Raw genomic sequence first — 17,982 nt, forward strand, 5'->3', positions numbered from 1 at the left:
AGTACCAGCGCGCAACGCGGGGTGGGATAAATTCGTTCCTGCTCATAAATCACTGGAACTGGAAAGAGACGCGCACGTTGTGTGCAGGGCAATATAATCAGGAGTAATCTTCATGGCTTCACCGAGCACAACCGCAAAAGTCCGGGCAAGCGACGCCAAGACAAAGGCCGAACTGGAAGCCGAGGTAGAGCGTCTTCGCGGCGACGTGACCAAGCTCAAGGACCAATTGAGCGAAGCTGGCCAGAACTCCTATGATTCTGCACGGCGCGTCGCGTCTTCCGGCATCGAAAACCTCAAGGTTCGCAGCGAAGCGGCGATCGAGGATATTCGCGAGCAGGCTCACGACTACGAGGCGCAGTTGACGGATGCCGTTCGCGAGAAGCCGATCAGCGCGCTTGCCATCGCCGCCGGCGTGGGTTTCGTGCTGGCGCTTTTGACGCGCCGCTGAGCTGACAATGCTCGGAAGCCTCATCGCATCCCTTGCCGCCGGTGAAACGGCGAACATGGTCGGACGGGCGAAGCGGGCGGCTATCGCCTATGGCGCGGCCGCTCTCTTCATCTTGTTCGGCGTTTTCTTCGCGCTGATAGCGGCTTACGTCTGGGCTGCCGGCAGGTGGGGGGCGATCACTGCCGCGCTCATCTTTGCCGGAATATTCGTGGCGCTGGCGATCGTGACGGTCGTTTTCCAAAACGTCACCGCGAAAGCGCAGGCCCGCAGAATCGCCAGAAAGCGGGCCGTCGACACGAAAGCGCTCGCAGCAACCGCTGCGGTCGCAGCGTTGCCGGCGCTTCTGGCCAATCCCAGGTCGGCGGCGGCTTTGACAGTGCCGGTTCTGGGGGTCATCGGCTACCTGATCTTCAAGGAAAATACGGGATCGCGCGCAGCTCGCCGTCGCCCCCGCGATCACCTCAACAATCGATAGAAGGGCACTGGCCATGGACGACAAAGTCAAGGTTAACCCGACCGAGGCCCGACAGGGCCGCAAGGGTACCCATTTGCTCACGATCCTCATCGTCGCTCTCGTGCTTGCCGGCATCGTGGGCTGGGCGGTCGGCCTGTTCGGCGGGGCGATCGAGCCCGAGGACCCGGTCGGCGGCGCTCCCACGGAACAGCCGGTGGAAGCGCCCGGCGGCAACACGCCGGTCACTGAATAGGACGATCCTTGTGATCGTATCGATAAGAAAAGGGGGCGTCATCGACGCCCCCTTTTTATTTGTCCGGGTCGGGTATCGCAGGCCGCAAGACCTTAAGCGCGCCAGGGTGGATTTTCAGCTCCACCCTTTTTTCCAACTCGCACAGTTCGCCGTCGATGACGCAGCGAAACCGGCGATGCGCCGACAGGATTTCAAGGACAACCTCAGTCGTCTGGTAGATCGCGACCTGCTCGTTGCTGCGCCATTTTCCCATCGCCATCTTGGCCAGGAACGAAAACATTTCGCGGCGCGTGCGTGCCTTGGTGATGTAGATGCCGAGCACGCCTCCATCCGGCGTGTCGGTATAGGGTATGTGCCCTTCGCCATACAGATTGTTGGTGATGCCGATCGACGAGGTACGCGCCTCGATCTCGCTGCCGTCCGCCAGCTTCAGGTGCAACTTGATGCGCGGCGGATCGAGCACCGCGCGCAGCGCCGCCTGCGCCGACGCCCTGATTTTGCCCAGCCGCGATGCGAATTCGCGCTGTTCGCGCAGATGCACGAGTTTGGCGTGCATGCCAATGGAATATTGATGCACGAACGCACGCCCGTTCGCCGTTGCGATATCGACCTTTTCGACGGGCGCGGTCGCCAGCGCATCCAACGCCTCGGCAAGGTCGAGCGGGATGCGAAGGCTGCGGGCGAAAAGATTCATCGTGCCCGCCGGCAGCACTCCAAGGGCCTTGCCCGTGTCCATCAGCTTGCCCGCGGCACCCGACACACTGCCGTCACCGCCGCCGATCACGACCGCTTCCACATCCTTGTTCGCGACGGCACGGTCAAGTTCGGCTTCAAGCTCGCCGCCCTCCACCACCCTGATCTCGACGGAATGCCCGGCTGCCGCGAACCTGTCCCGGATATCGTTCGACAGTGCGTCGAGCTCGGTGGTGCGCAGCGTACCACCCTCGCCGTTCAAGATTACGCTGAAATTCACTGGACGCCCTTTTCCACAATCCGGCATGTGCCGACTGGATCAGGAAAGAGGCAACGCCTCCGCAAGTTCCGTTTGGCAACTCCGAAATCGACTGCAAGCAGCGATTTCAACGGAACCACTGCCAGAAAGTCGCGTTGTTTATCCGGAGGCCGCGACCCCGCCCTCTGCGAAAAGTTTGGTGTCGCGGCCGTGCACGGATGCACAAGGAGAGAATTACCATGATCCGCACCCTTTTGGCGACTACTGCAATCGCAGCTCTTTTGACGACGGGCGCAATGGCCCAGACGACGGCTCCGGCCGAACAGGATCCGGCCGCAGCGCCGATGACGGACACGGCCCCTGCCGAGGCTGTCGAGACACCCGGTCCCGAAGCGATCGAGGGCCATCTGGCTACCAACATCATCGGTGAAACCGTCTATAACGGCGTCGGCGACGATGCCGAAAACATCGGCACCATCAATGACATCGTCCTCGACACGGAAGGTCGTGCTGATCTGATCGTCGTCGGCGTCGGTGGCTTCCTTGGCCTCGGCCAGAAGGACGTCGCTCTCGAATATGCCGAGATCGAATGGGCGCAGCGCGATGATGGCTCCGTCTGGCTCGTCGTTCCGACGACCCGCGAACAGCTCGAGCAGCAGGAAGCGTTCGACCGCGATCTCTATGATCCGAGCGATCCGGCCAGCATGGCAGCAACTGGCGCAGCGGCAACCGCTCCGGCAGCAACTGACGACGCCGCGGCTCCGGCAGACGATGCCGCTGCAACGGATGGCATGGCCGCCGCTCCCGCTACGGATGACGCCGCCGGTGACGATGCTGCGACGGACAGCATGGCGACCGCTCCCGCCGAAGGGACCGAGACGGATGACATGGCTGCCGCGCCGACCACCGACGAAACGCAGACCGCAGCGATCGATCGTTCGACGCTCACTGAAGTCGATGCCGCAGGGCTCAGCGCCGACGAACTGATCGGCACAACGGTCTACGGTGCAAACGACGAGAATGTCGGCTCCATCAGCGATGTCATTCTCGATGGCGACGCCGTCGATGCGGTGACCATCGATGTTGGCGGCTTCCTCGGAATGGGAGCCAAGAACGTCGCTGTCGACATGGACAATCTGGCCTTCATGACGGACGAGGACGGCGAATACTATCTCTACACCTCGTTTACGGAAGAGCAGCTCGAAGCTCAGCCTGAATATGACGAGGCGACCTTCGCCGATCAGCGTGACGATCAGCTTCTGGTCAATCCGGCCAACTGATCGGTCGACATGATCTTCGAAAGGCCCGGGATTTTCCCGGGCCTTTTTCTTGGGCACGACATTTGTGTGAACAACATTATCGTATCGTTCACATATCGAGAACAGTGCATTCTGTGGAACGATCTTTCAATTCGTTGGGATGGTCTCAAATATGGACCATGGACAAGCGGACAAATCCGCGACGCAGAAAGGATTGGACATGATCGACCAGATCAAGGGACTCCACCACGTAACGGCGATGGCGCGCGATGCCCAGACGAATAATCGCTTCTATACGCACACGCTCGGACTTCGCCGCGTTAAGAAGACCGTCAATTTCGATGCGCCGGACGTCTACCACCTCTACTATGCCGACGGCGCGGGAACGCCCGGTACGGTGATGACCTATTTCCCGTTTCCCAATGCGGCGCGTGGTCGTCCAGGTACGGGTGAAGTCGGAACGACTGTCTTTTCGGTGCCGGAAGGTTCGCTCGGATTCTGGGAAAAGCGGTTTGCGGAACACGACGTCACAGGCGTGGCGAGATACGACCGTTTCGGGGAAAGCGGCCTGCGTTTCGAGGGGCCGGACGGGGACGGGCTCGCACTCGTCGAGACGGTCGATGATGCGCGCGCGCCATGGACAGGAAACGGCGTCGATGCCGATCATGCCATTCGCGGGTTCCGCTCGGTCGCCATGCGATTGCAGGACACCGAACGGCAGGCCGAATTGCTAGCCGCGATGGGCTACACCGAACACGGCAAGGAGGGAGCGGTTCGTCGCTTCAGGATTCACGGCGGCAACGATGCCAACATCGTTGACCTCGAAGCGCATCCCATGATGACGCATGCGCAGCAGGGCGCCGGCTCCGTCCACCATGTGGCGTTCGCCGTCGAGGATCGCGCCGCGCAGCTTGCGGTCCGCAAAGCCCTGCTGGAGACCGGACAGCAGATCACTCCGGTCATCGACCGCGATTATTTCTGGGCGATCTATTTCCGCACGCCGGGCGGCGTCCTGTTCGAGATCGCGACGAACGAACCGGGCTTTGCGCGCGATGAGGATGCGGCGCATCTGGGCGAAGCGCTCAAGCTGCCTTCGCAGCACGAGCATCTGCGCTCATATCTGGAGCAGAACCTGCAACCGATTACCGATTGAGGCCGTTCAATGTCCCTTCAAAGCTACAAATACCGGATCGACGAGGGTGGTGCCGGCGCGCCGCTTCTCTTCGCCTTTCACGGCACAGGCGGCGACGAGCATCAGTTCGCAGACCTCGCGCGCGAGTTGATGCCGTCGGCGACCATCGTGTCGCCGCGCGGGGACGTGTCGGAAGGCGGCGCGCTGCGCTTCTTTCGGCGAACCGCCGAAGGCGTCTACGACATGGACGACCTCGCCACGCGCACGCAGGCGATGGCCGGTTTCATCGAGACGCAGATCGCCGAGAGGAAGCCGTCCGCCGTGCTCGGCCTCGGCTATTCCAACGGCGCGAACATTCTTGCCTCGACGATCTTCGCACGCCCGACGCTCTTTGACGGTGCGGTTCTGATGCATCCCTTGATCCCCTTCCAGCCTGAAGTGGAGGGGTCGCTCGAGAAGACGGCAATCCTGATGACCGCCGGTCGCAAGGATCCGATCTGCCCGCCGCATCTGACCAACCGGCTCGAAAGCTATCTCGACGGTCTTGGCGCGGAACTGGAAACGGTTTGGCATGAGGGCGCGCACGAAGTCCGCCCGGTCGAAATCGACGCCGCGAGGCGTTTCCTGTCGCGATGGAACTGACCGTCAGGTTCTGACCAGGCGGGCCACCAATCGCGCGATCATCGGTCCCAGCAACAGAACGAACAGGAATCGCAACGCCTGCATGGTCATGACGAACGAGAGGTCGACGCTGTCGGTGGCCGCGGCGATGATGGCGATCGTATCCATTCCGCCGGGGCTCGTCGCCAGATAGGCGGTCAGCGGATCGATTCCCATCTCGTGCGCCAAAACGTATGCGATGCCGCCGCAAAATCCCATCAATACAAGGATCGACAGCACGACCTGCGGCAAGGCGCGCGCTGCGTGCCGCAGCGTGTCGCTCGTGAATTTCAGACCGATCGTCCAGCCCACCAGAGCAAAGGACAGCATCGTCAGCCAATGGGGAATTTGAAAATCCACCCCGAATCCCAGATGCACGACGGAGCCCAAAATGAAAGCGCCGAGGAAATAGGGAGAAGGAAGGCGGGTCAGAATTCCAAGTCCCGCGCCAAGGCCCGCAATGGCCAAGGTCATTGCGAATGAAGCCGTCTCGATCGGCGGGAACCACACAGGAGCCGGAAGATCGACGCCGCTCGTGTCGACCCATAGCCGAGCGACGAGCGCCGCGCCGATGCTGACCATGATCACCCGCAGATATTGCATAAAGGCGACGAGCCGCTGATCCGCTCCGAAAGCGCCTGCCATCAGGACCATGGCTGTCGAGGCACCGGGCGCCGAGCCCCACACGCCGACGGTTCCGGGCAGAACTTTCCATGTGCTGATGAGCCATCCAAGCGCACTGCTGGCGAAAATGGTCGCGAGCACCGAAAGCGCGAACAGGTGCCAGTTCGACACGAAGACCGGAAAGATCGCCGGTGTCAGCGAAGCGGCGATAAGGCAGCCGATGACCGCCTGCGCCCCGGCGAAAGCAACAGGGAGCACCGAAACATCGCCGCCCCGCACGCCGACGACGATGCCGGCGATCATGCAGCCGATCAGCATGGCCGCCGGCAGATCGGCAAATTCCATAAGAAGAAACAATGCGGCCGACAGCGCCAAAAGCGCGGTCCAGATGAAAAAGTGCTTCATCCGGCAGGGTGGGAAAGGATCATGCCTTCACTCCATCGTGGGCATCTTGCCCATGCCGCGATCCGGCCCGGTGCGATCATCCGCCTGACGCGTCAGGCATGGACCATCGAATTGGTGGTGATCCCGACTGGATTCGAACCAGTGACCCTCAGATTAGGAATCTGATGCTCTATCCTGCTGAGCTACGGGACCACGTCACGCGCAGACATAGACGCTTCGAAAGCCGGCGCCAAGTCCTTCATTCCCATTCGCATCAGGCCGCAAGCGCGGTTTCGGCAAGCCGCACCCAGTAGCTCACGCCGTGCGGAATGACCTCGTCGTTGAAGTCGTAGGCCGGGTTGTGAAGATTGGCCGAATCGCCGTTGCCGATGAAGATGAACGCGCCGGGGCGGGCCTCGAGCATGTAGGAGAAGTCCTCGCCGCCCATGACCGGGTTCACGTTGTCGTTGACATTGGGTTCGCCGGCAACGGCGCTTGCGATGCCAGTGGCGAACACGGTTTCCTCGGGATCGTTGAAGGTCACGGGGTAGTTCACGTCGATGTCGACATCGGCGACCGCGCCGCCGGCAAGCGCGAAGCCCTGGCATATCGCGCGCATGCGCTCGATCGCCTTGTCGGCCACTTCCCGTTTCAGCGTCCTGATCGTGCCGGCGAACTCGACCTCTTCGGGAATGACGTTGTAGGCGTCGCCGCCGTGGAACTTCGTCACCGACACGACGACCGATTCGATCGGATCGACCGAACGCGCGGCGATGGTCTGGAGGGCCATCACCATCTGGCTGGCGATGACGATCGGATCGACCGTGCCATGCGGCATGGCGGCGTGGCCGCCTTTGCCCTTGACCTTGATGGTGAATTCGGCCGTCGCCGCCATCAGCGGGCCGGGACGCAGCGCGAACTGGCCGACGGGAAGGCCCGGCATGTTGTGCATGCCGAAGACGCGCGAAATGTCGAAGCGCTCCATCATCCCGTCCTTGACCATTGCAAGCCCGCCGGCCCCGCCTTCCTCCGCCGGCTGGAAGATGACCGCGACCGAGCCCTTGAAATTGCGCGTGTCGGCCAGATATTTCGCCGCGCCGAGCAGCATCGCCGTGTGCCCGTCATGGCCGCAGGCATGCATCTTGCCCGCCACCTTGGACGCATAGGGCCGGCCGGTGATCTCGTCCAGCGGCAGCGCATCCATATCGGCGCGCATGCCGATCGTCGGCCCCTCGCCCAGATTGCCCTTGATAATGCCGACGACACCCGTCTGCCCGATACCGGTCGCGATTTCATCGACGCCGAACTCCTCGAGCCGTTCGGCAACGAATGAAGCGGTCTCGTGGCAATCGTAAAGCAGTTCCGGCCGGGCATGGATGTGACGCCGCCAGCCTGCGATCTCTTCCTGCATCTCGGCGGCTCGGTTCAGTATCGGCATTTTGATGGGTCCTTGTCCGCGCGGCCTGCCATTTTCGCGTCACATAGTCTAAATAGCTGAGAACGGCGCTGGCGGGCTCGCCGTTCCTTGATCCTGTCGGACAGGCGTTTCTTTACCCATCCGCCTGCAAGTTAATGAAGCGATGATGGCGACGGCAAGAGGCGAATTGGCTCGATGATGATGAACAGGCTTGTTCTTGCGACGATGTCGGCGGCGCTGACGGCACTGGTGGCTTTCCAACCGGATCATGCACGGGCCGGCCCAGCCATCCTGGTCGATCTGAATACCGGCCAGGTGCTTGCGCAGGAAGAGGCGTTCCAGCCCGTCTTTCCAGCTTCGCTGACCAAGCTGATGACGACCTATGTCGCGTTCCGGGCCGTCGAGGCGGGCGAGTTGCGGATGGACAGCCCGATCGAGATCACCAGCGAGGCGACCAAGGAACCGCCCTCGAAAATGGGCTATGCCGCCGGCTCGGTACTGACGCTCGACAACGCGATCAAGATTTTGATGGTGAAATCGGCCAATGACGTCGCCACCGCGATCGCCATCAATGTCGGCGGCTCCGAATCCGCATTCGCCGCGCGCATGAATGCGGAAGCGCAGCGCATCGGCATGACGCAGTCGCATTTCGTCAATGCCCACGGGTTGCACTCCGACCGGCAGCATACCTCGGCCCGCGACCTAGCCATCCTCGGCATCGCGCTGCGCCGCGATTTTCCGCAGCACGCCAGCTATTTCGAGCTCGACGCGCTCGCAGACGGCCAGAACATCATGGAAAACCACAATACGCTGATCGGCCGCTTCGAAGGCGCCGACGGCATGAAGACCGGCTACACATGCCCGTCCGGGTTCAATCTGGTTGCTACGGCGACGAAGCAGGGGCGCTCGCTGCTTGCCGTGGTGATCGGCGAGTTCTCGCCCGAAGAGCGCGCCGACAAGGCGGCCGATCTTCTCGGTAACGGCTTCCTGCACGCTGCCGGCGACGCACCACTTCTTGCGAACCTTCAGCCGGATGCAGCGGCGAACGCCGAACCGGCCAATCTGCGCCCGGTGGTCTGCACCGAGGAAGCATGGCGCGAACGCGCGAAGCGCCGCGACGAACAAGGCAATTCCATCTACGCGTCCCGGTTCATCACCGAGCGGACCAGCGATCCCGTCGCGATCGCGGTAAGCCTCGGCGGCGCGACCGGCCCGCGCTCGACGCAGCCCCGCTTTGCGAATGTTCCGGTGCCGACGCCCCGGCCCGATTATTCGCCGCAATCCATGCAGGCGCAGGGCGGCTAAGGCATATGCGCACTGAACCGATCGCGGTTTCGATCCTGACGGGCTTCCTCGGCTCCGGAAAGACGACGCTTCTCAACCGGCTTTTGAAAGACCCGGCGCTCAAGAACACGGCCGTGGTCATCAACGAGTTCGGGGAAGTCGGCATCGATCATCTCCTCGTCGAGCAATCCGGCGACGGCGTCATCGAGCTTTCCGACGGATGCCTGTGCTGCACGGTGCGCGGGGAACTCGTCGATACGCTCGCCGATCTGGTCGACCGGATGCAGACGGGCCGGATCGCCGCGCTCGACCGGATCGTCATCGAAACGACCGGCCTTGCCGATCCCGTGCCGGTGCTCCAGTCCGTCATGGGACACCCTGCCCTGATGCACGCATTGCGGCTGGACGGCGTGATCGCGCTCGTCGATGCGGTGAACGGCGCCGCGACGCTCACCGCGCATGAAGAAGCCCGCCGACAGGTCGCGGTCGCCGACCGGATCGTTTTGTCGAAGACCGACCTTTCGGACGACACGTCGGACCTTCTCGCACGCTTGCGCGCACTCAATCCCAATGCCGAAATCGTCGACGGCGCCGATCGCGCAAGCGCGAAACTCATCGCCTGCGGGCTTTACGATCCGGCGACGAAGACGGCCGATGTGGCGCGCTGGCTCGGACACGATCACCATGATCACCATCACGCGCATGATCATTCCCACGACCACGACCATTCGCATCACGATCCGCGCATCCGCACCTTCTCGCTCGTTCACGACAAGCCGGTCTCGTGGTCGACCATCGAGATGTTCCTGGATTTGTTGCGCTCGACGCAGGGCGAACAATTGTTGCGCATGAAGGGTATTATCGAAATCGCCGAGGATCCGGAGCGGCCGCTCGTCATCCACGGTGTCCAGAAGTTGCTCCACCCGCCAGCGCGCCTTCCTTCGTGGCCGGACGAGCAGCGCGGCACCCGGCTCGTGCTCATCACCTACGATCTGCCTGAAGACTACGTGCAGCGGCTCTTCGGCGCATTCGTCGGCAAGCCCGCGCTCGATGCGCCCGACCGGGCGGCGATGACCGAAAACCCGCTGGCGATTGCCGGGTTTCGGGCGCGGTAGGTCGTTTAAAGGGGTTTCGGGTCAAAGTACCATCGAGGCTTGGATTCCTGTGACAAGCACAGGAATGACGGTTTCGTAGATGCTCATGCCACAGTTACCGCTGACGGCTGGTTGTTTCACAATATGCCGTCATCTCTGTGCTCGCCTGCCCTCGTACTTGTTACGGGGTCACAGAGATTCATGTCTCTAAATATCCACTTCGAAAGTCTCAATACGTCGTGCGGCGTTCCTCGCTCGGCGGGCGGCCGAAGAGCTGGCGATAGCTTTGCGCGAAATAGGAATGCGAGGTGAAGCCGGTCGCGATCGCCACATCGAGGATCGGCAGATTGGTCTGGCGCAGGAGTTCGCGCGCGCGTTCCAGTCGAAGGCGCATGTAATAGCGGCCGGGCGTCACATTGAGATGGCGCAGGAACAGCCGCTCCACCTGACGGACCGAGAGCCCGGCCGATTTGGCGAGTTCCACCGCCGAAAAGGGTTCGTCCAGATTGTCGGCCATCAGCTCGACGATCTTCTTCAGCTTCGCCGACTTGCCCGTCAGATCCCGCTCGGGACCGATGCGCTGGCGGTCGCCGGCGGAGCGGATACGCTCATACTGGAACTGATTGGCGACCTCGTTGGCGAGGCCAGCACCGAAATCGGCACGGACGATCTCCAGCATCAGGTCGATCGACGTCGTCCCGCCCGCGCAGGTGAGCCGCTTGCGGTCGATCTCGAAGACGTTGCCGGTGCATTCGATCTCGGGAAACCGCTCCTGAAAGCCGGCCCGGTTTTCCCAATGGATGGTGCAGCGATGACCTTCGAGCTGGCCGGCTTCGGCCAGAAGATATGAGCCGACCGAGAGCGCGCCAAGCGTCGCGCCACGCCGGCCAAGGCTGCGAAGCGCCGCCAGCACCTTGCTCTTGCCGGAAAATTCCGTCGTCAGCCCGACGCAGACGAAGAAGATATCGGCCTGCGGCGCATCGGCGATGGCATAGTCGATCTTCAGCGGCAGACCGTTCGAGGCGATCACGGCTTCGCCATCGGCCGAGATCGTCGTCCACGAATAGAAGTCGTGTCCGACCAGGCGGTTTGCCGATCGCACCGTATCGATGGCCGCGGCAAGCGAAAACATCGAGAACTTGTCCACCAGCAGAAAGGCGAACTGGCGTCCGCCGGGCGACGGATCGGTCATCTGGTCAGAGCTTCGGCGGTTCGCGGCCTGCCGAGCGGCAGGCCGAGGCAAGCGTGTTGGCCATCAGCATGGCGATCGTCATCGGCCCGACGCCGCCGGGAACCGGCGTGATCGCGCCGGCATTTTGCTCCGCCTCCTCATAAGCGACGTCTCCGACGAGACGTGATTTGCCCTCGCCCTTTTCCGGCGCGGGAACGCGGTTGATGCCGACATCGACGACCGTCGCGCCATGCTTTACCCAGTCGCCCTTGACGATCTCGGGCCGGCCGACGGCGGCGACCAGAATATCGGCCGTCCTTGCCAGTGCGGCTATATCCCTGGTGCGGCTGTGAGCGATGGTCACCGTGCAGTTCGCCGCCAGAAGCAGGTTCGCCATCGGCTTGCCGACGATGTTCGACCGGCCGATCACCACCGCCGAAAGGCCCGACAGATCCTTGCCGCGCACGCGCTCGATCAGCAGCATCGAGCCGGCCGGCGTGCAGGGAACGAAGGCTGTGTCCAACTCGCCTGTGCCCAGCTTGCCGACATTGATGAAATGGAACCCGTCGACATCCTTTTCCGGTGCAATCGTCTGGATCACCTTGCCCGAGTCGATGTGAGCGGGAAGCGGAAGCTGGACGAGAATACCGTGGATGCGCTTATTGGCATTGAGTTTGGCGATCAGCGCCAGCAGATCGGCTTCGGAGGTGTCTTCCGGCAGCGTATGCTGATCTGAGAAAAAGCCGCACTCCTTCGCCTTTTTCGACTTCGAGGCGACATAAACCTGGCTTGCCGGGTCCTCGCCGACGATGACGACCGCAAGACCAGGCGTCACGCCGCTCTCGGCCAGAAGATCGGCGGCGCCCGCCTTCACCTTAGCCACGACATCCTCGGCGATCTGCTTGCCGTCGATTTTTTCGGCCATGCTCACTCCCATTCGCATTCTCGTTGCATCCGCATCGTCACCACCGGCGCGTGCGGTGCTTTCATAAGAGCGCCCTTCTTTGACGCGAAATGAGCAATCGCGCCAGCCTCTTGCCAAGCGGTTGCACGAAATCCGCAGCCGGTCCATGAGTCAACTCCAACGAACGGAGAGAGACGGCAATGGGTATAAGGGTCATTCTCGTCGGGTGCGGCAATATGGGCCATGCGATGCTTGTCGGCTGGCTGTCTTCCGGGCAGCTGAACGGCAGCGAAATCGCGGTCGTCGAACCCGACGCGGCATTGCGCGAGCGAGCGGCCAAGGCGGGCGTCGCAACGCACGAAACGGCAGAAGGGCCCGGTGCCGAAAAGCCCGATCTCGTGATCTTCGCGGTCAAGCCGCAGGTGATGGGCGACGTCGTGCCCGCCTATCGCCGCTTCGCGCCGAACGCGACGTTCCTTTCCGTCGCCGCAGGAACGCCGATCGCGACATTCGAAAAACTGCTTGGCACGGATGCGGCAATCGTGCGCTGCATGCCCAATACGCCCGCCGCCATCGGCAAGGGCATGATGGTGACCGTGGCGAACGGCAACGTGCCCGAAAAGACAAAAGCCTTCGTGGCGAACCTTCTTTCGGCGAGCGGCGAAGTCGCGGAAATTCCCGATGAAAACCTGATGGACGCGGTGACCGCCGTGTCGGGCTCGGGACCGGCCTATGTGTTCCACTTCATCGAATGTCTGGCGAAGGCGGGCGAAACGGCGGGGTTGCCGGTCGACGTTGCGAAGCTTCTCGCGATGCAGACCGTCTACGGTGCCGGATGTCTCGCGGCTGCGAGCGACGACGAGCCGGGCGAGTTGCGCCGGCAGGTGACCAGCCCGAACGGCACGACGGCGGCTGCGCTGTCTGTCTTCATGGATGAGGGCCGGCTGGAAACACTGGTGGCGGACGCCGTCGAAGCCGCTCGCGTGCGGTCGGCGGAGCTCGGGAAGGGCTAAAGCCCCGCGATCATCTCTTCCTGCTTCTTGCGCAGTGCCCACAGGCGGGTGGACGTGTCGGGTGCGGCGTTGTCGGCGGTAAGAAGTTCACCCTTCTTCACGGGCTTCAAAACCTTGCCGCCCTCCAGCAAGCCGACCGGAACGGCGCGGGCGGCAGCCGCCTCGCCAGCCGTCATCGTCCAGGAGCGATAGCAGGTCTCGCCGATGGCGTCGAAGGTCTCGCCCGGTGCCAGATCGCGCTTGGCCAGCGCGCAGACCTCCGCGACCGGGCGCGGCAGCGGCACCATGTCGGCCTTGCCATAGAGCACGGCGCGCGCGCAGGAGAGCGGCACTTCGAGGCTCGTCAGGTGATAGGGCCGGTGAAACGCGTAATACGGCCCCTTGCCGACATGGAGATCGTCCATGCGTTCGATGACGCGCGGATGCGTCGCCTCGACCACGACGAAGACGCCAGGTGCGACACCCTTGCCGATCGTGTAATCGACCACGCCCTTCTTCGACAGGACGCCGCCATCTGCGCGCGGAATGAGCACGCGGGCCAGATCGTCACGTCCGGCGTTCGGGCCGTGCATGCCCGGCCTGTCGGGCACGAGACCGGTGGCGTTGGCGATTGCCGCCATTTCGACCATGGTCTTCGAGCCGTCGACGAACTCGACCAGCATGCGCGGGTTCATGTTGCGCCGCTCGGCTTCCTCGCGCCAGTCGTCCGGCACGGCATCATGGTCGAGCGGATTGTTCTTGCCCTTGCCCGCAGACACGACCTTGAGGCCCAGCGCCGTCGCGAACTCGATCAGTTCCATGCAGGAGGACGGCTCGTCGCCCGCGCCGACCGTGTAGACGACGCCGAGCCGGTCGGCTTCGCGCTTCAGATACGCACCGATCGTCACGTCTGCCTCGACATTCATCATGACGAGATGCTTGCCGTGCTCCATCGCCATCAGATCGTAATCGGCCGCGACACCCGGCTTGCCGGTGGCGTCGATGATGACGTCGATCAGCGGGTTCGTCACCATGGTCTCGACGGAGGTGATCGCGATGCGGCCCGCCTCGATAGCGGTCGATACCTTCGACTGCGTGTCCGCTTCCGCCGCCCGGAACTCGTCGCCATAGGCGATGGAAATCGCCTGTCGCGCCGTCCAGGGACGCCGCGTCGCGATAGCCGCCACCTCGATGCCCGGCATCAGCATGCCCTGCGTGACGAGGTCGGTTCCCATCTCGCCCGAGCCGATGATCCCGATGCGCACCGGACGGCCAGCCTCGGCACGGTGCACGAGATCGCGGGCAAGCCCCGTCAGGGCGATATCAGTCATCGGGAAACCTCGGCCTTCAAAATCGCCGGCAGATAGAGCGGCTGGCCCATGGCTTGTCAATCGAACATGTCCTATCTACGGCCTGCCAACGAAAAGACGCGGGGAACGACGATGACGAAACCGGTGGTGCTGACGATCCTCGACGGCTGGGGCATCGCCCCCGACACCCACGGCAACGCGGTCACGCAGGCGAACACGCCGAATTTCGACCGGCTTTGGAGCGAATGGGGACACGCAACGCTCACCACCTTCGGCCCGAATGTCGGCCTGCCGGACGGGCAGATGGGCAATTCGGAAGTCGGCCATCTCAATATCGGTGCAGGCCGCATCGTCTTTCAGGATCTGCCGCGTATCAACAATGCCGCCGCAGACACCGAACTTGCCGAACGGGTTGCGGCCTCGGGCATCGTCGCCGCGCTGAAAGCATCGGGCGGCATCTGCCATCTGGCCGGCCTTCTATCGGATGGCGGCGTCCACGCGCATCAGGAACACGCGCTGGCCATCGCCCGCATCCTTGCCGATGCCGGCATTCCCGTCGCGCTCCACGCGTTCACCGACGGACGCGACACGGCGCCAAGTTCTGCCGCCGGTTTCCTGGCGGAGGTCGAGGCCCGGCTGCCGGCGAGCGCACAGATCGCCACGGTATCGGGGCGCTACTACGCCATGGACCGCGACCGTCGCTGGGAGCGGATCGAAAAAGCCTATGATGCGATGGTCGAGGCGACAGGCGAACATGCTGCGACCGTGCAGGACGCTGTGGCTGCGGCGTTGGCGCGTGGCGAAACGGACGAGTTCGTCCTGCCGACCGTCATTGGCGAATATTCGGGCATGAAGGACGGCGACGGGCTGCTCTTCTTCAACTTCCGATCCGACCGGGCGCGCGAAATTCTCACCGCGCTGGTCGATCCGGCTTTCGACGGGTTCCAGACAAGGCGGCGCGTTCAGTTCGCGAGCGCCGTCGGCATGGTGTCCTATGGCGATGCGCTCGACCCTTACCTTGCCAAACTGTTCGAGCCGCAGACGCTGGCGGACGGATTGAGCGAGACCGTCTCGAAAGCCGGGCTGCGTCAGGTGCATCTGGCCGAGACGGAGAAATATCCGCACGTCACCTATTTCCTCAACGGCGGCGAGGAAGCGCCCTTCCCCGGCGAGGACCGCGTCATGGTGCCATCGCCCAAGGTCGCGACCTACGATCTCAAGCCGGAGATGTCGGCGCCGGAACTGTGCGACAAGGTTCTGGAAGCGATCGCAAGCGACTTCTACGACCTCGTCGTCGTCAATTTCGCCAATCCGGACATGGTGGGGCATACGGGGATTCTCGAAGCAGCGATCGTAGCGGTCGAGACCGTGGACGCATCGCTCGGCCGCATCGCGGCATCCGTCGAAGCGCGGGGCGGCAGACTGATGGTCATCGCCGACCACGGCAATTGCGAAGAGATGATCGATCTCAAAACCGGCCTGCCGCACACCGCGCACACGACCAACCTCGTCCCGGTGATCGTCGGCCCCGGCATGTATCATGTTCGGGACGGCATCCTCGCGGACGTCGCGCCGACGCTTCTTCGATTGATGGAGCTTAAGCAGCACCCCGCGATGACCGGACAATCTCTCATCAAATGAATATAAGTAATTAGCCGCACATAGATTATATTTCTTCGAATGGCCAATGGGCTCCGGAGCATTGTCGAATTAACGTTACAATTCGTTTTTTTGTTTGATTGCCGGGAAAATTCGAATTTATTGACCTCAGAGCGTCGAACCCTATCGTTTCTCTCGCATCAGCCGAATGTACTGTCCAAGCGACTGGAGGTGGGACCGAATGCCGAAGATCATGACGCTGACCGGAAATGGGCGACAACCAGTTCGACGATCGGTGAATTGAGAATTCCCGATGCGCAGACCAACGAATTGCGCGCCGCCTATGTTCTGGAGCGCCCGGGCCCCGATACGATTCAGTCCGGCCGCCGGCTTCGTGTTCCCGAAGGCACGTTCAACCTGAAATGGCAGGGAACGACGATGTTGAGGGGTATCGAGAAATACCTTCCGGTGCCGTGGCTCCACAATGCGCAAGTCGCCGATAGCCGCTACATCTATATCCATAACGGAAACTATCCGCGGAATACCGATGGGTGCCTGCTCGTCGGCTCCTCGCGCAGCAAGGACATGGTCGGAAACAGTGGCGACACGCTGATCGCGCTGAAAGCCTATTTGAATCGTGTCGGCATCGAAAATGTTTTGCTGCGAATAGATTCCGCATATTCATAAGCGTTGCGAAAAACCCGCGGACAGAACGGAGCCCATGTCGGCATGAGACCATGTCTTCCCTTTCTCGGCTTTTTCGCCACCATTTACGCGCCGGTCGCCCTCGCGCAATCGAATGGCGACGTCAGCGTCGCCCTGCCGCCCGAAAGTCCTTTGACCTTCACACAGGAGACGGACGATCCGAACCGGGTTTCCTTCGAGGGGACCGTGCAACTCTCAGGGTTGCTGCTTGCATATTGGGAAGCGCAATCGTCCGCCGATGGCGAACCGGACCGCGAGATGAGCTTGCGTTTCTACCCCGACGCGCAATCGCGCGAGGCCCTGCCCCGTTTCGCATCCGACAATGACGACCCCGAACCGGCAGACCGCATCTTTCTTTATCGCGAACGCACGGCCGGATCGCCCTTCGATCGTTTCGAGACGATCTATTCGGCCGGTGAGACGGATGCGATCGAAGAAGCCCTTACAGGTTTCGAGACCGTGCCCGACGGATTTCTGGAGTACCAGGAAGGATATGCGATCCAGCCGGCGACAGTCACGCTCGACGGGCTCACAAGCTTCGTCGAAGGCAATGACCGCTTCCTCTACGCCCATGCCAGCAAAGTCGAGCCTGTGACGACTTCCGACTACCTCATCGAGCAAATTCCAGATTCAGACCCCGACCGCTACCTGGGCCGCCCATGGCTGGAAACCTTCCAGGTGGACGAAGCAGCAGAACTGCGCGCCGAACCCTCAGACAGCGCCAGAACAATCGCGCAGATCGAAGCTGGAACCATCGGCATCGAGAAAATCGCGACAGCTCCCGACGGCTGGACCGAAGTACTGGTTCGCGGCGAAGACGGCAACGAGACGGCGCGCGGTTTTATTCGAACTGCACAATTGATGAGCATCAATTAGGCGAGGCAGGCACGCTGTCTGCACGGCTCGTGATTCTCTGTCGCGCAAAGAGGGGAGAACTGGTGCTGCGAGAGAGGATTGAACTCTCGACCTCTCCCTTACCAAGGGAGTGCTCTACCACTGAGCTACCGCAGCTTCCGGATGCGGCGGACTTCTGCCATAGGAGGTTGGCGAGCGCAAGCACCCATCGGGGCTTTTCGAGACGCCGCTACGACAGGTGTTTCGCGATCCGGCGATGGAAGCTAAATTCGGCGACATGAACGACGAGACCAGACAGAATCCACCCGGGCGCGAGGCCGAGCGGCAGGCGCAAAGGCGCAAGGCGCGTCTTGCCGAGCGGCTGCGTGCCAATCTCCAGCGCCGCAAGGTCCAGTCGCGCGCGCGCCGGGCCGGGGACGAAGACCAGCGGCCCGAGGGACTGCTCAAGAACGACCCGTCCACTTGCGACGACGCGTGAGGCGGCG

At 62.4% G+C, this 17,982-nt stretch carries 19 protein-coding genes and 2 tRNA genes; 13 read left to right on the forward strand and 8 right to left on the reverse strand.

Annotated elements, in window-relative coordinates:
* Positions 1 to 112 precede the first annotated feature (112 nt).
* Genes GTW25_RS01925 through GTW25_RS01935 form a run of 3 tightly spaced genes read left to right on the forward strand, consistent with a single transcriptional unit; the run spans position 113 to position 1,155 of the window.
* Entirely contained in the window at positions 113 to 448 is a 336-nt protein-coding gene (locus GTW25_RS01925; RefSeq protein ID WP_252910293.1) for an ElaB/YgaM/YqjD family protein, read from the forward strand.
* Positions 449 to 455: 7 nt separating this feature from the next.
* Positions 456 to 923 (forward strand): hypothetical protein, encoded by a 468-nt coding sequence (locus GTW25_RS01930; RefSeq protein WP_252910294.1) that lies wholly within the window; start codon positions 456 to 458, stop codon positions 921 to 923.
* Between the two features lie 13 nt (positions 924 to 936).
* Positions 937 to 1,155: a hypothetical protein gene (locus GTW25_RS01935; RefSeq protein WP_252910295.1), complete on the forward strand. Its 219-nt coding sequence runs from the start codon at positions 937 to 939 to the stop codon at positions 1,153 to 1,155.
* A gap of 55 nt (positions 1,156 to 1,210) precedes the next feature.
* On the opposite strand, the gene GTW25_RS01940 is transcribed toward GTW25_RS01935, so the two are convergent.
* Positions 1,211 to 2,128 (reverse strand): diacylglycerol/lipid kinase family protein, encoded by a 918-nt coding sequence (locus GTW25_RS01940; protein ID WP_252910296.1) that lies wholly within the window; start codon positions 2,126 to 2,128, stop codon positions 1,211 to 1,213.
* 218 nt (positions 2,129 to 2,346) lie between these two features.
* On the opposite strand from GTW25_RS01940, the gene GTW25_RS01945 reads away from it, so the two are divergent.
* From GTW25_RS01945 to GTW25_RS01955, 3 genes are all read left to right on the forward strand, one after another.
* The gene (locus GTW25_RS01945; RefSeq protein ID WP_252910297.1) at positions 2,347 to 3,387 is read left to right on the forward strand and encodes a PRC-barrel domain-containing protein; all 1,041 of its coding nucleotides are present in this window, start codon (positions 2,347 to 2,349) and stop codon (positions 3,385 to 3,387) included.
* A gap of 199 nt (positions 3,388 to 3,586) precedes the next feature.
* Positions 3,587 to 4,519 (forward strand): VOC family protein, encoded by a 933-nt coding sequence (locus GTW25_RS01950; RefSeq protein ID WP_252910298.1) that lies wholly within the window; start codon positions 3,587 to 3,589, stop codon positions 4,517 to 4,519.
* Positions 4,520 to 4,528: 9 nt separating this feature from the next.
* On the forward strand, positions 4,529 to 5,140 hold the full coding sequence (locus GTW25_RS01955; RefSeq protein WP_252910299.1) for an alpha/beta hydrolase: 612 nt from the start codon (positions 4,529 to 4,531) through the stop codon (positions 5,138 to 5,140).
* 3 nt (positions 5,141 to 5,143) lie between these two features.
* On the opposite strand, the gene GTW25_RS01960 is transcribed toward GTW25_RS01955, so the two are convergent.
* The 3 genes from GTW25_RS01960 to GTW25_RS01970 all read right to left on the reverse strand — a co-directional run bounded on the left by GTW25_RS01960 (position 5,144) and on the right by GTW25_RS01970 (position 7,604).
* The gene (locus GTW25_RS01960; RefSeq protein WP_252910300.1) at positions 5,144 to 6,187 is read right to left on the reverse strand and encodes an AbrB family transcriptional regulator; all 1,044 of its coding nucleotides are present in this window, start codon (positions 6,185 to 6,187) and stop codon (positions 5,144 to 5,146) included.
* A gap of 115 nt (positions 6,188 to 6,302) precedes the next feature.
* Positions 6,303 to 6,379: transfer RNA gene (locus GTW25_RS01965), tRNA-Arg, on the reverse strand.
* Positions 6,380 to 6,440: 61 nt separating this feature from the next.
* Entirely contained in the window at positions 6,441 to 7,604 is a 1,164-nt protein-coding gene (locus tag GTW25_RS01970; RefSeq protein WP_252910301.1) for a M20 aminoacylase family protein, read from the reverse strand.
* A gap of 174 nt (positions 7,605 to 7,778) precedes the next feature.
* Here GTW25_RS01970 and GTW25_RS01975 point away from each other — a divergent pair, with 174 nt between their 5' ends.
* Entirely contained in the window at positions 7,779 to 8,888 is a 1,110-nt protein-coding gene (locus GTW25_RS01975; RefSeq protein ID WP_252910302.1) for a D-alanyl-D-alanine carboxypeptidase family protein, read from the forward strand.
* Positions 8,889 to 8,893: 5 nt separating this feature from the next.
* The gene (locus GTW25_RS01980; protein ID WP_252910303.1) at positions 8,894 to 9,982 is read left to right on the forward strand and encodes a CobW family GTP-binding protein; all 1,089 of its coding nucleotides are present in this window, start codon (positions 8,894 to 8,896) and stop codon (positions 9,980 to 9,982) included.
* A gap of 208 nt (positions 9,983 to 10,190) precedes the next feature.
* Here the strand turns inward: GTW25_RS01980 and GTW25_RS01985 are convergent, their stop codons facing one another.
* The gene (locus GTW25_RS01985) at positions 10,191 to 11,153 is read right to left on the reverse strand and encodes a GlxA family transcriptional regulator (RefSeq protein WP_252910304.1); all 963 of its coding nucleotides are present in this window, start codon (positions 11,151 to 11,153) and stop codon (positions 10,191 to 10,193) included.
* 4 nt (positions 11,154 to 11,157) lie between these two features.
* Positions 11,158 to 12,057 carry a bifunctional methylenetetrahydrofolate dehydrogenase/methenyltetrahydrofolate cyclohydrolase FolD gene (folD, locus tag GTW25_RS01990; protein WP_252910305.1) on the reverse strand — a complete coding sequence of 300 codons (900 nt, stop codon included), beginning with the start codon at positions 12,055 to 12,057 and terminating at the stop codon, positions 11,158 to 11,160.
* Between the two features lie 179 nt (positions 12,058 to 12,236).
* On the opposite strand from folD, the gene proC reads away from it, so the two are divergent.
* A complete protein-coding gene (proC, locus tag GTW25_RS01995; RefSeq protein WP_252910306.1) occupies positions 12,237 to 13,049 on the forward strand; it encodes a pyrroline-5-carboxylate reductase in 813 nt (270 codons plus the stop codon).
* On the opposite strand, the gene GTW25_RS02000 is transcribed toward proC, so the two are convergent.
* Complete coding sequence (locus GTW25_RS02000; RefSeq protein ID WP_252910307.1) at positions 13,046 to 14,359, reverse strand: NAD(P)H-dependent oxidoreductase; 1,314 nt, start codon at positions 14,357 to 14,359, stop codon at positions 13,046 to 13,048. The two genes, proC and GTW25_RS02000, sit on opposite strands and share 4 nt — an antisense overlap.
* A 111-nt stretch (positions 14,360 to 14,470) precedes the next feature.
* Between GTW25_RS02000 and gpmI the strand changes: the two genes are divergently transcribed.
* From gpmI to GTW25_RS02015, 3 genes are read left to right on the forward strand one after another with little or no spacing between them, the layout of a single operon-like run.
* The gene (gene gpmI, locus GTW25_RS02005) at positions 14,471 to 15,979 is read left to right on the forward strand and encodes a 2,3-bisphosphoglycerate-independent phosphoglycerate mutase (protein ID WP_252910308.1); all 1,509 of its coding nucleotides are present in this window, start codon (positions 14,471 to 14,473) and stop codon (positions 15,977 to 15,979) included.
* A 39-nt stretch (positions 15,980 to 16,018) separates the two neighbouring features.
* Positions 16,019 to 16,624, forward strand: a complete 606-nt coding sequence (locus tag GTW25_RS02010; protein ID WP_252910309.1) for a DUF5675 family protein — start codon at positions 16,019 to 16,021, stop codon at positions 16,622 to 16,624.
* Positions 16,625 to 16,666: 42 nt separating this feature from the next.
* A complete protein-coding gene (locus tag GTW25_RS02015) occupies positions 16,667 to 17,518 on the forward strand; it encodes a hypothetical protein (protein ID WP_252910310.1) in 852 nt (283 codons plus the stop codon).
* A 60-nt stretch (positions 17,519 to 17,578) separates the two neighbouring features.
* Here GTW25_RS02015 and GTW25_RS02020 read toward each other — a convergent pair.
* Positions 17,579 to 17,653: transfer RNA gene (locus tag GTW25_RS02020), tRNA-Thr, on the reverse strand.
* A gap of 100 nt (positions 17,654 to 17,753) precedes the next feature.
* On the opposite strand from GTW25_RS02020, the gene GTW25_RS02025 reads away from it, so the two are divergent.
* Positions 17,754 to 17,975 carry a hypothetical protein gene (locus tag GTW25_RS02025; RefSeq protein ID WP_372493033.1) on the forward strand — a complete coding sequence of 74 codons (222 nt, stop codon included), beginning with the start codon at positions 17,754 to 17,756 and terminating at the stop codon, positions 17,973 to 17,975.
* Positions 17,976 to 17,982: the final 7 nt, after the last annotated feature.

It is taken from the genome of Aliihoeflea aestuarii (assembly GCF_024105665.1).
Lineage (GTDB): Bacteria > Pseudomonadota > Alphaproteobacteria > Rhizobiales > Rhizobiaceae > Aliihoeflea > Aliihoeflea aestuarii.

Coding starts and splice junctions, on each gene's coding strand:
- GTW25_RS01945 (WP_252910297.1), top strand. CDS start 2,347: ATGATCCGCACCCTTTTGGCGACTACTGCAATCGCAGCTCTTTTGACG.
- GTW25_RS01970 (WP_252910301.1), bottom strand. CDS start 7,604: ATGCCGATACTGAACCGAGCCGCCGAGATGCAGGAAGAGATCGCAGGC.
- GTW25_RS01980 (WP_252910303.1), top strand. CDS start 8,894: ATGCGCACTGAACCGATCGCGGTTTCGATCCTGACGGGCTTCCTCGGC.
- GTW25_RS01925 (WP_252910293.1), top strand. CDS start 113: ATGGCTTCACCGAGCACAACCGCAAAAGTCCGGGCAAGCGACGCCAAG.
- proC (WP_252910306.1), top strand. CDS start 12,237: ATGGGTATAAGGGTCATTCTCGTCGGGTGCGGCAATATGGGCCATGCG.
- GTW25_RS01985 (WP_252910304.1), bottom strand. CDS start 11,153: ATGACCGATCCGTCGCCCGGCGGACGCCAGTTCGCCTTTCTGCTGGTG.
- GTW25_RS02025 (WP_372493033.1), top strand. CDS start 17,754: ATGGAAGCTAAATTCGGCGACATGAACGACGAGACCAGACAGAATCCA.
- GTW25_RS01950 (WP_252910298.1), top strand. CDS start 3,587: ATGATCGACCAGATCAAGGGACTCCACCACGTAACGGCGATGGCGCGC.
- GTW25_RS01960 (WP_252910300.1), bottom strand. CDS start 6,187: ATGAAGCACTTTTTCATCTGGACCGCGCTTTTGGCGCTGTCGGCCGCA.
- GTW25_RS01930 (WP_252910294.1), top strand. CDS start 456: ATGCTCGGAAGCCTCATCGCATCCCTTGCCGCCGGTGAAACGGCGAAC.
- GTW25_RS02000 (WP_252910307.1), bottom strand. CDS start 14,359: ATGACTGATATCGCCCTGACGGGGCTTGCCCGCGATCTCGTGCACCGT.
- gpmI (WP_252910308.1), top strand. CDS start 14,471: ATGACGAAACCGGTGGTGCTGACGATCCTCGACGGCTGGGGCATCGCC.
- GTW25_RS02015 (WP_252910310.1), top strand. CDS start 16,667: ATGAGACCATGTCTTCCCTTTCTCGGCTTTTTCGCCACCATTTACGCG.
- GTW25_RS01935 (WP_252910295.1), top strand. CDS start 937: ATGGACGACAAAGTCAAGGTTAACCCGACCGAGGCCCGACAGGGCCGC.
- folD (WP_252910305.1), bottom strand. CDS start 12,057: ATGGCCGAAAAAATCGACGGCAAGCAGATCGCCGAGGATGTCGTGGCT.
- GTW25_RS01955 (WP_252910299.1), top strand. CDS start 4,529: ATGTCCCTTCAAAGCTACAAATACCGGATCGACGAGGGTGGTGCCGGC.
- GTW25_RS01975 (WP_252910302.1), top strand. CDS start 7,779: ATGATGATGAACAGGCTTGTTCTTGCGACGATGTCGGCGGCGCTGACG.
- GTW25_RS02010 (WP_252910309.1), top strand. CDS start 16,019: ATGGCCAATGGGCTCCGGAGCATTGTCGAATTAACGTTACAATTCGTT.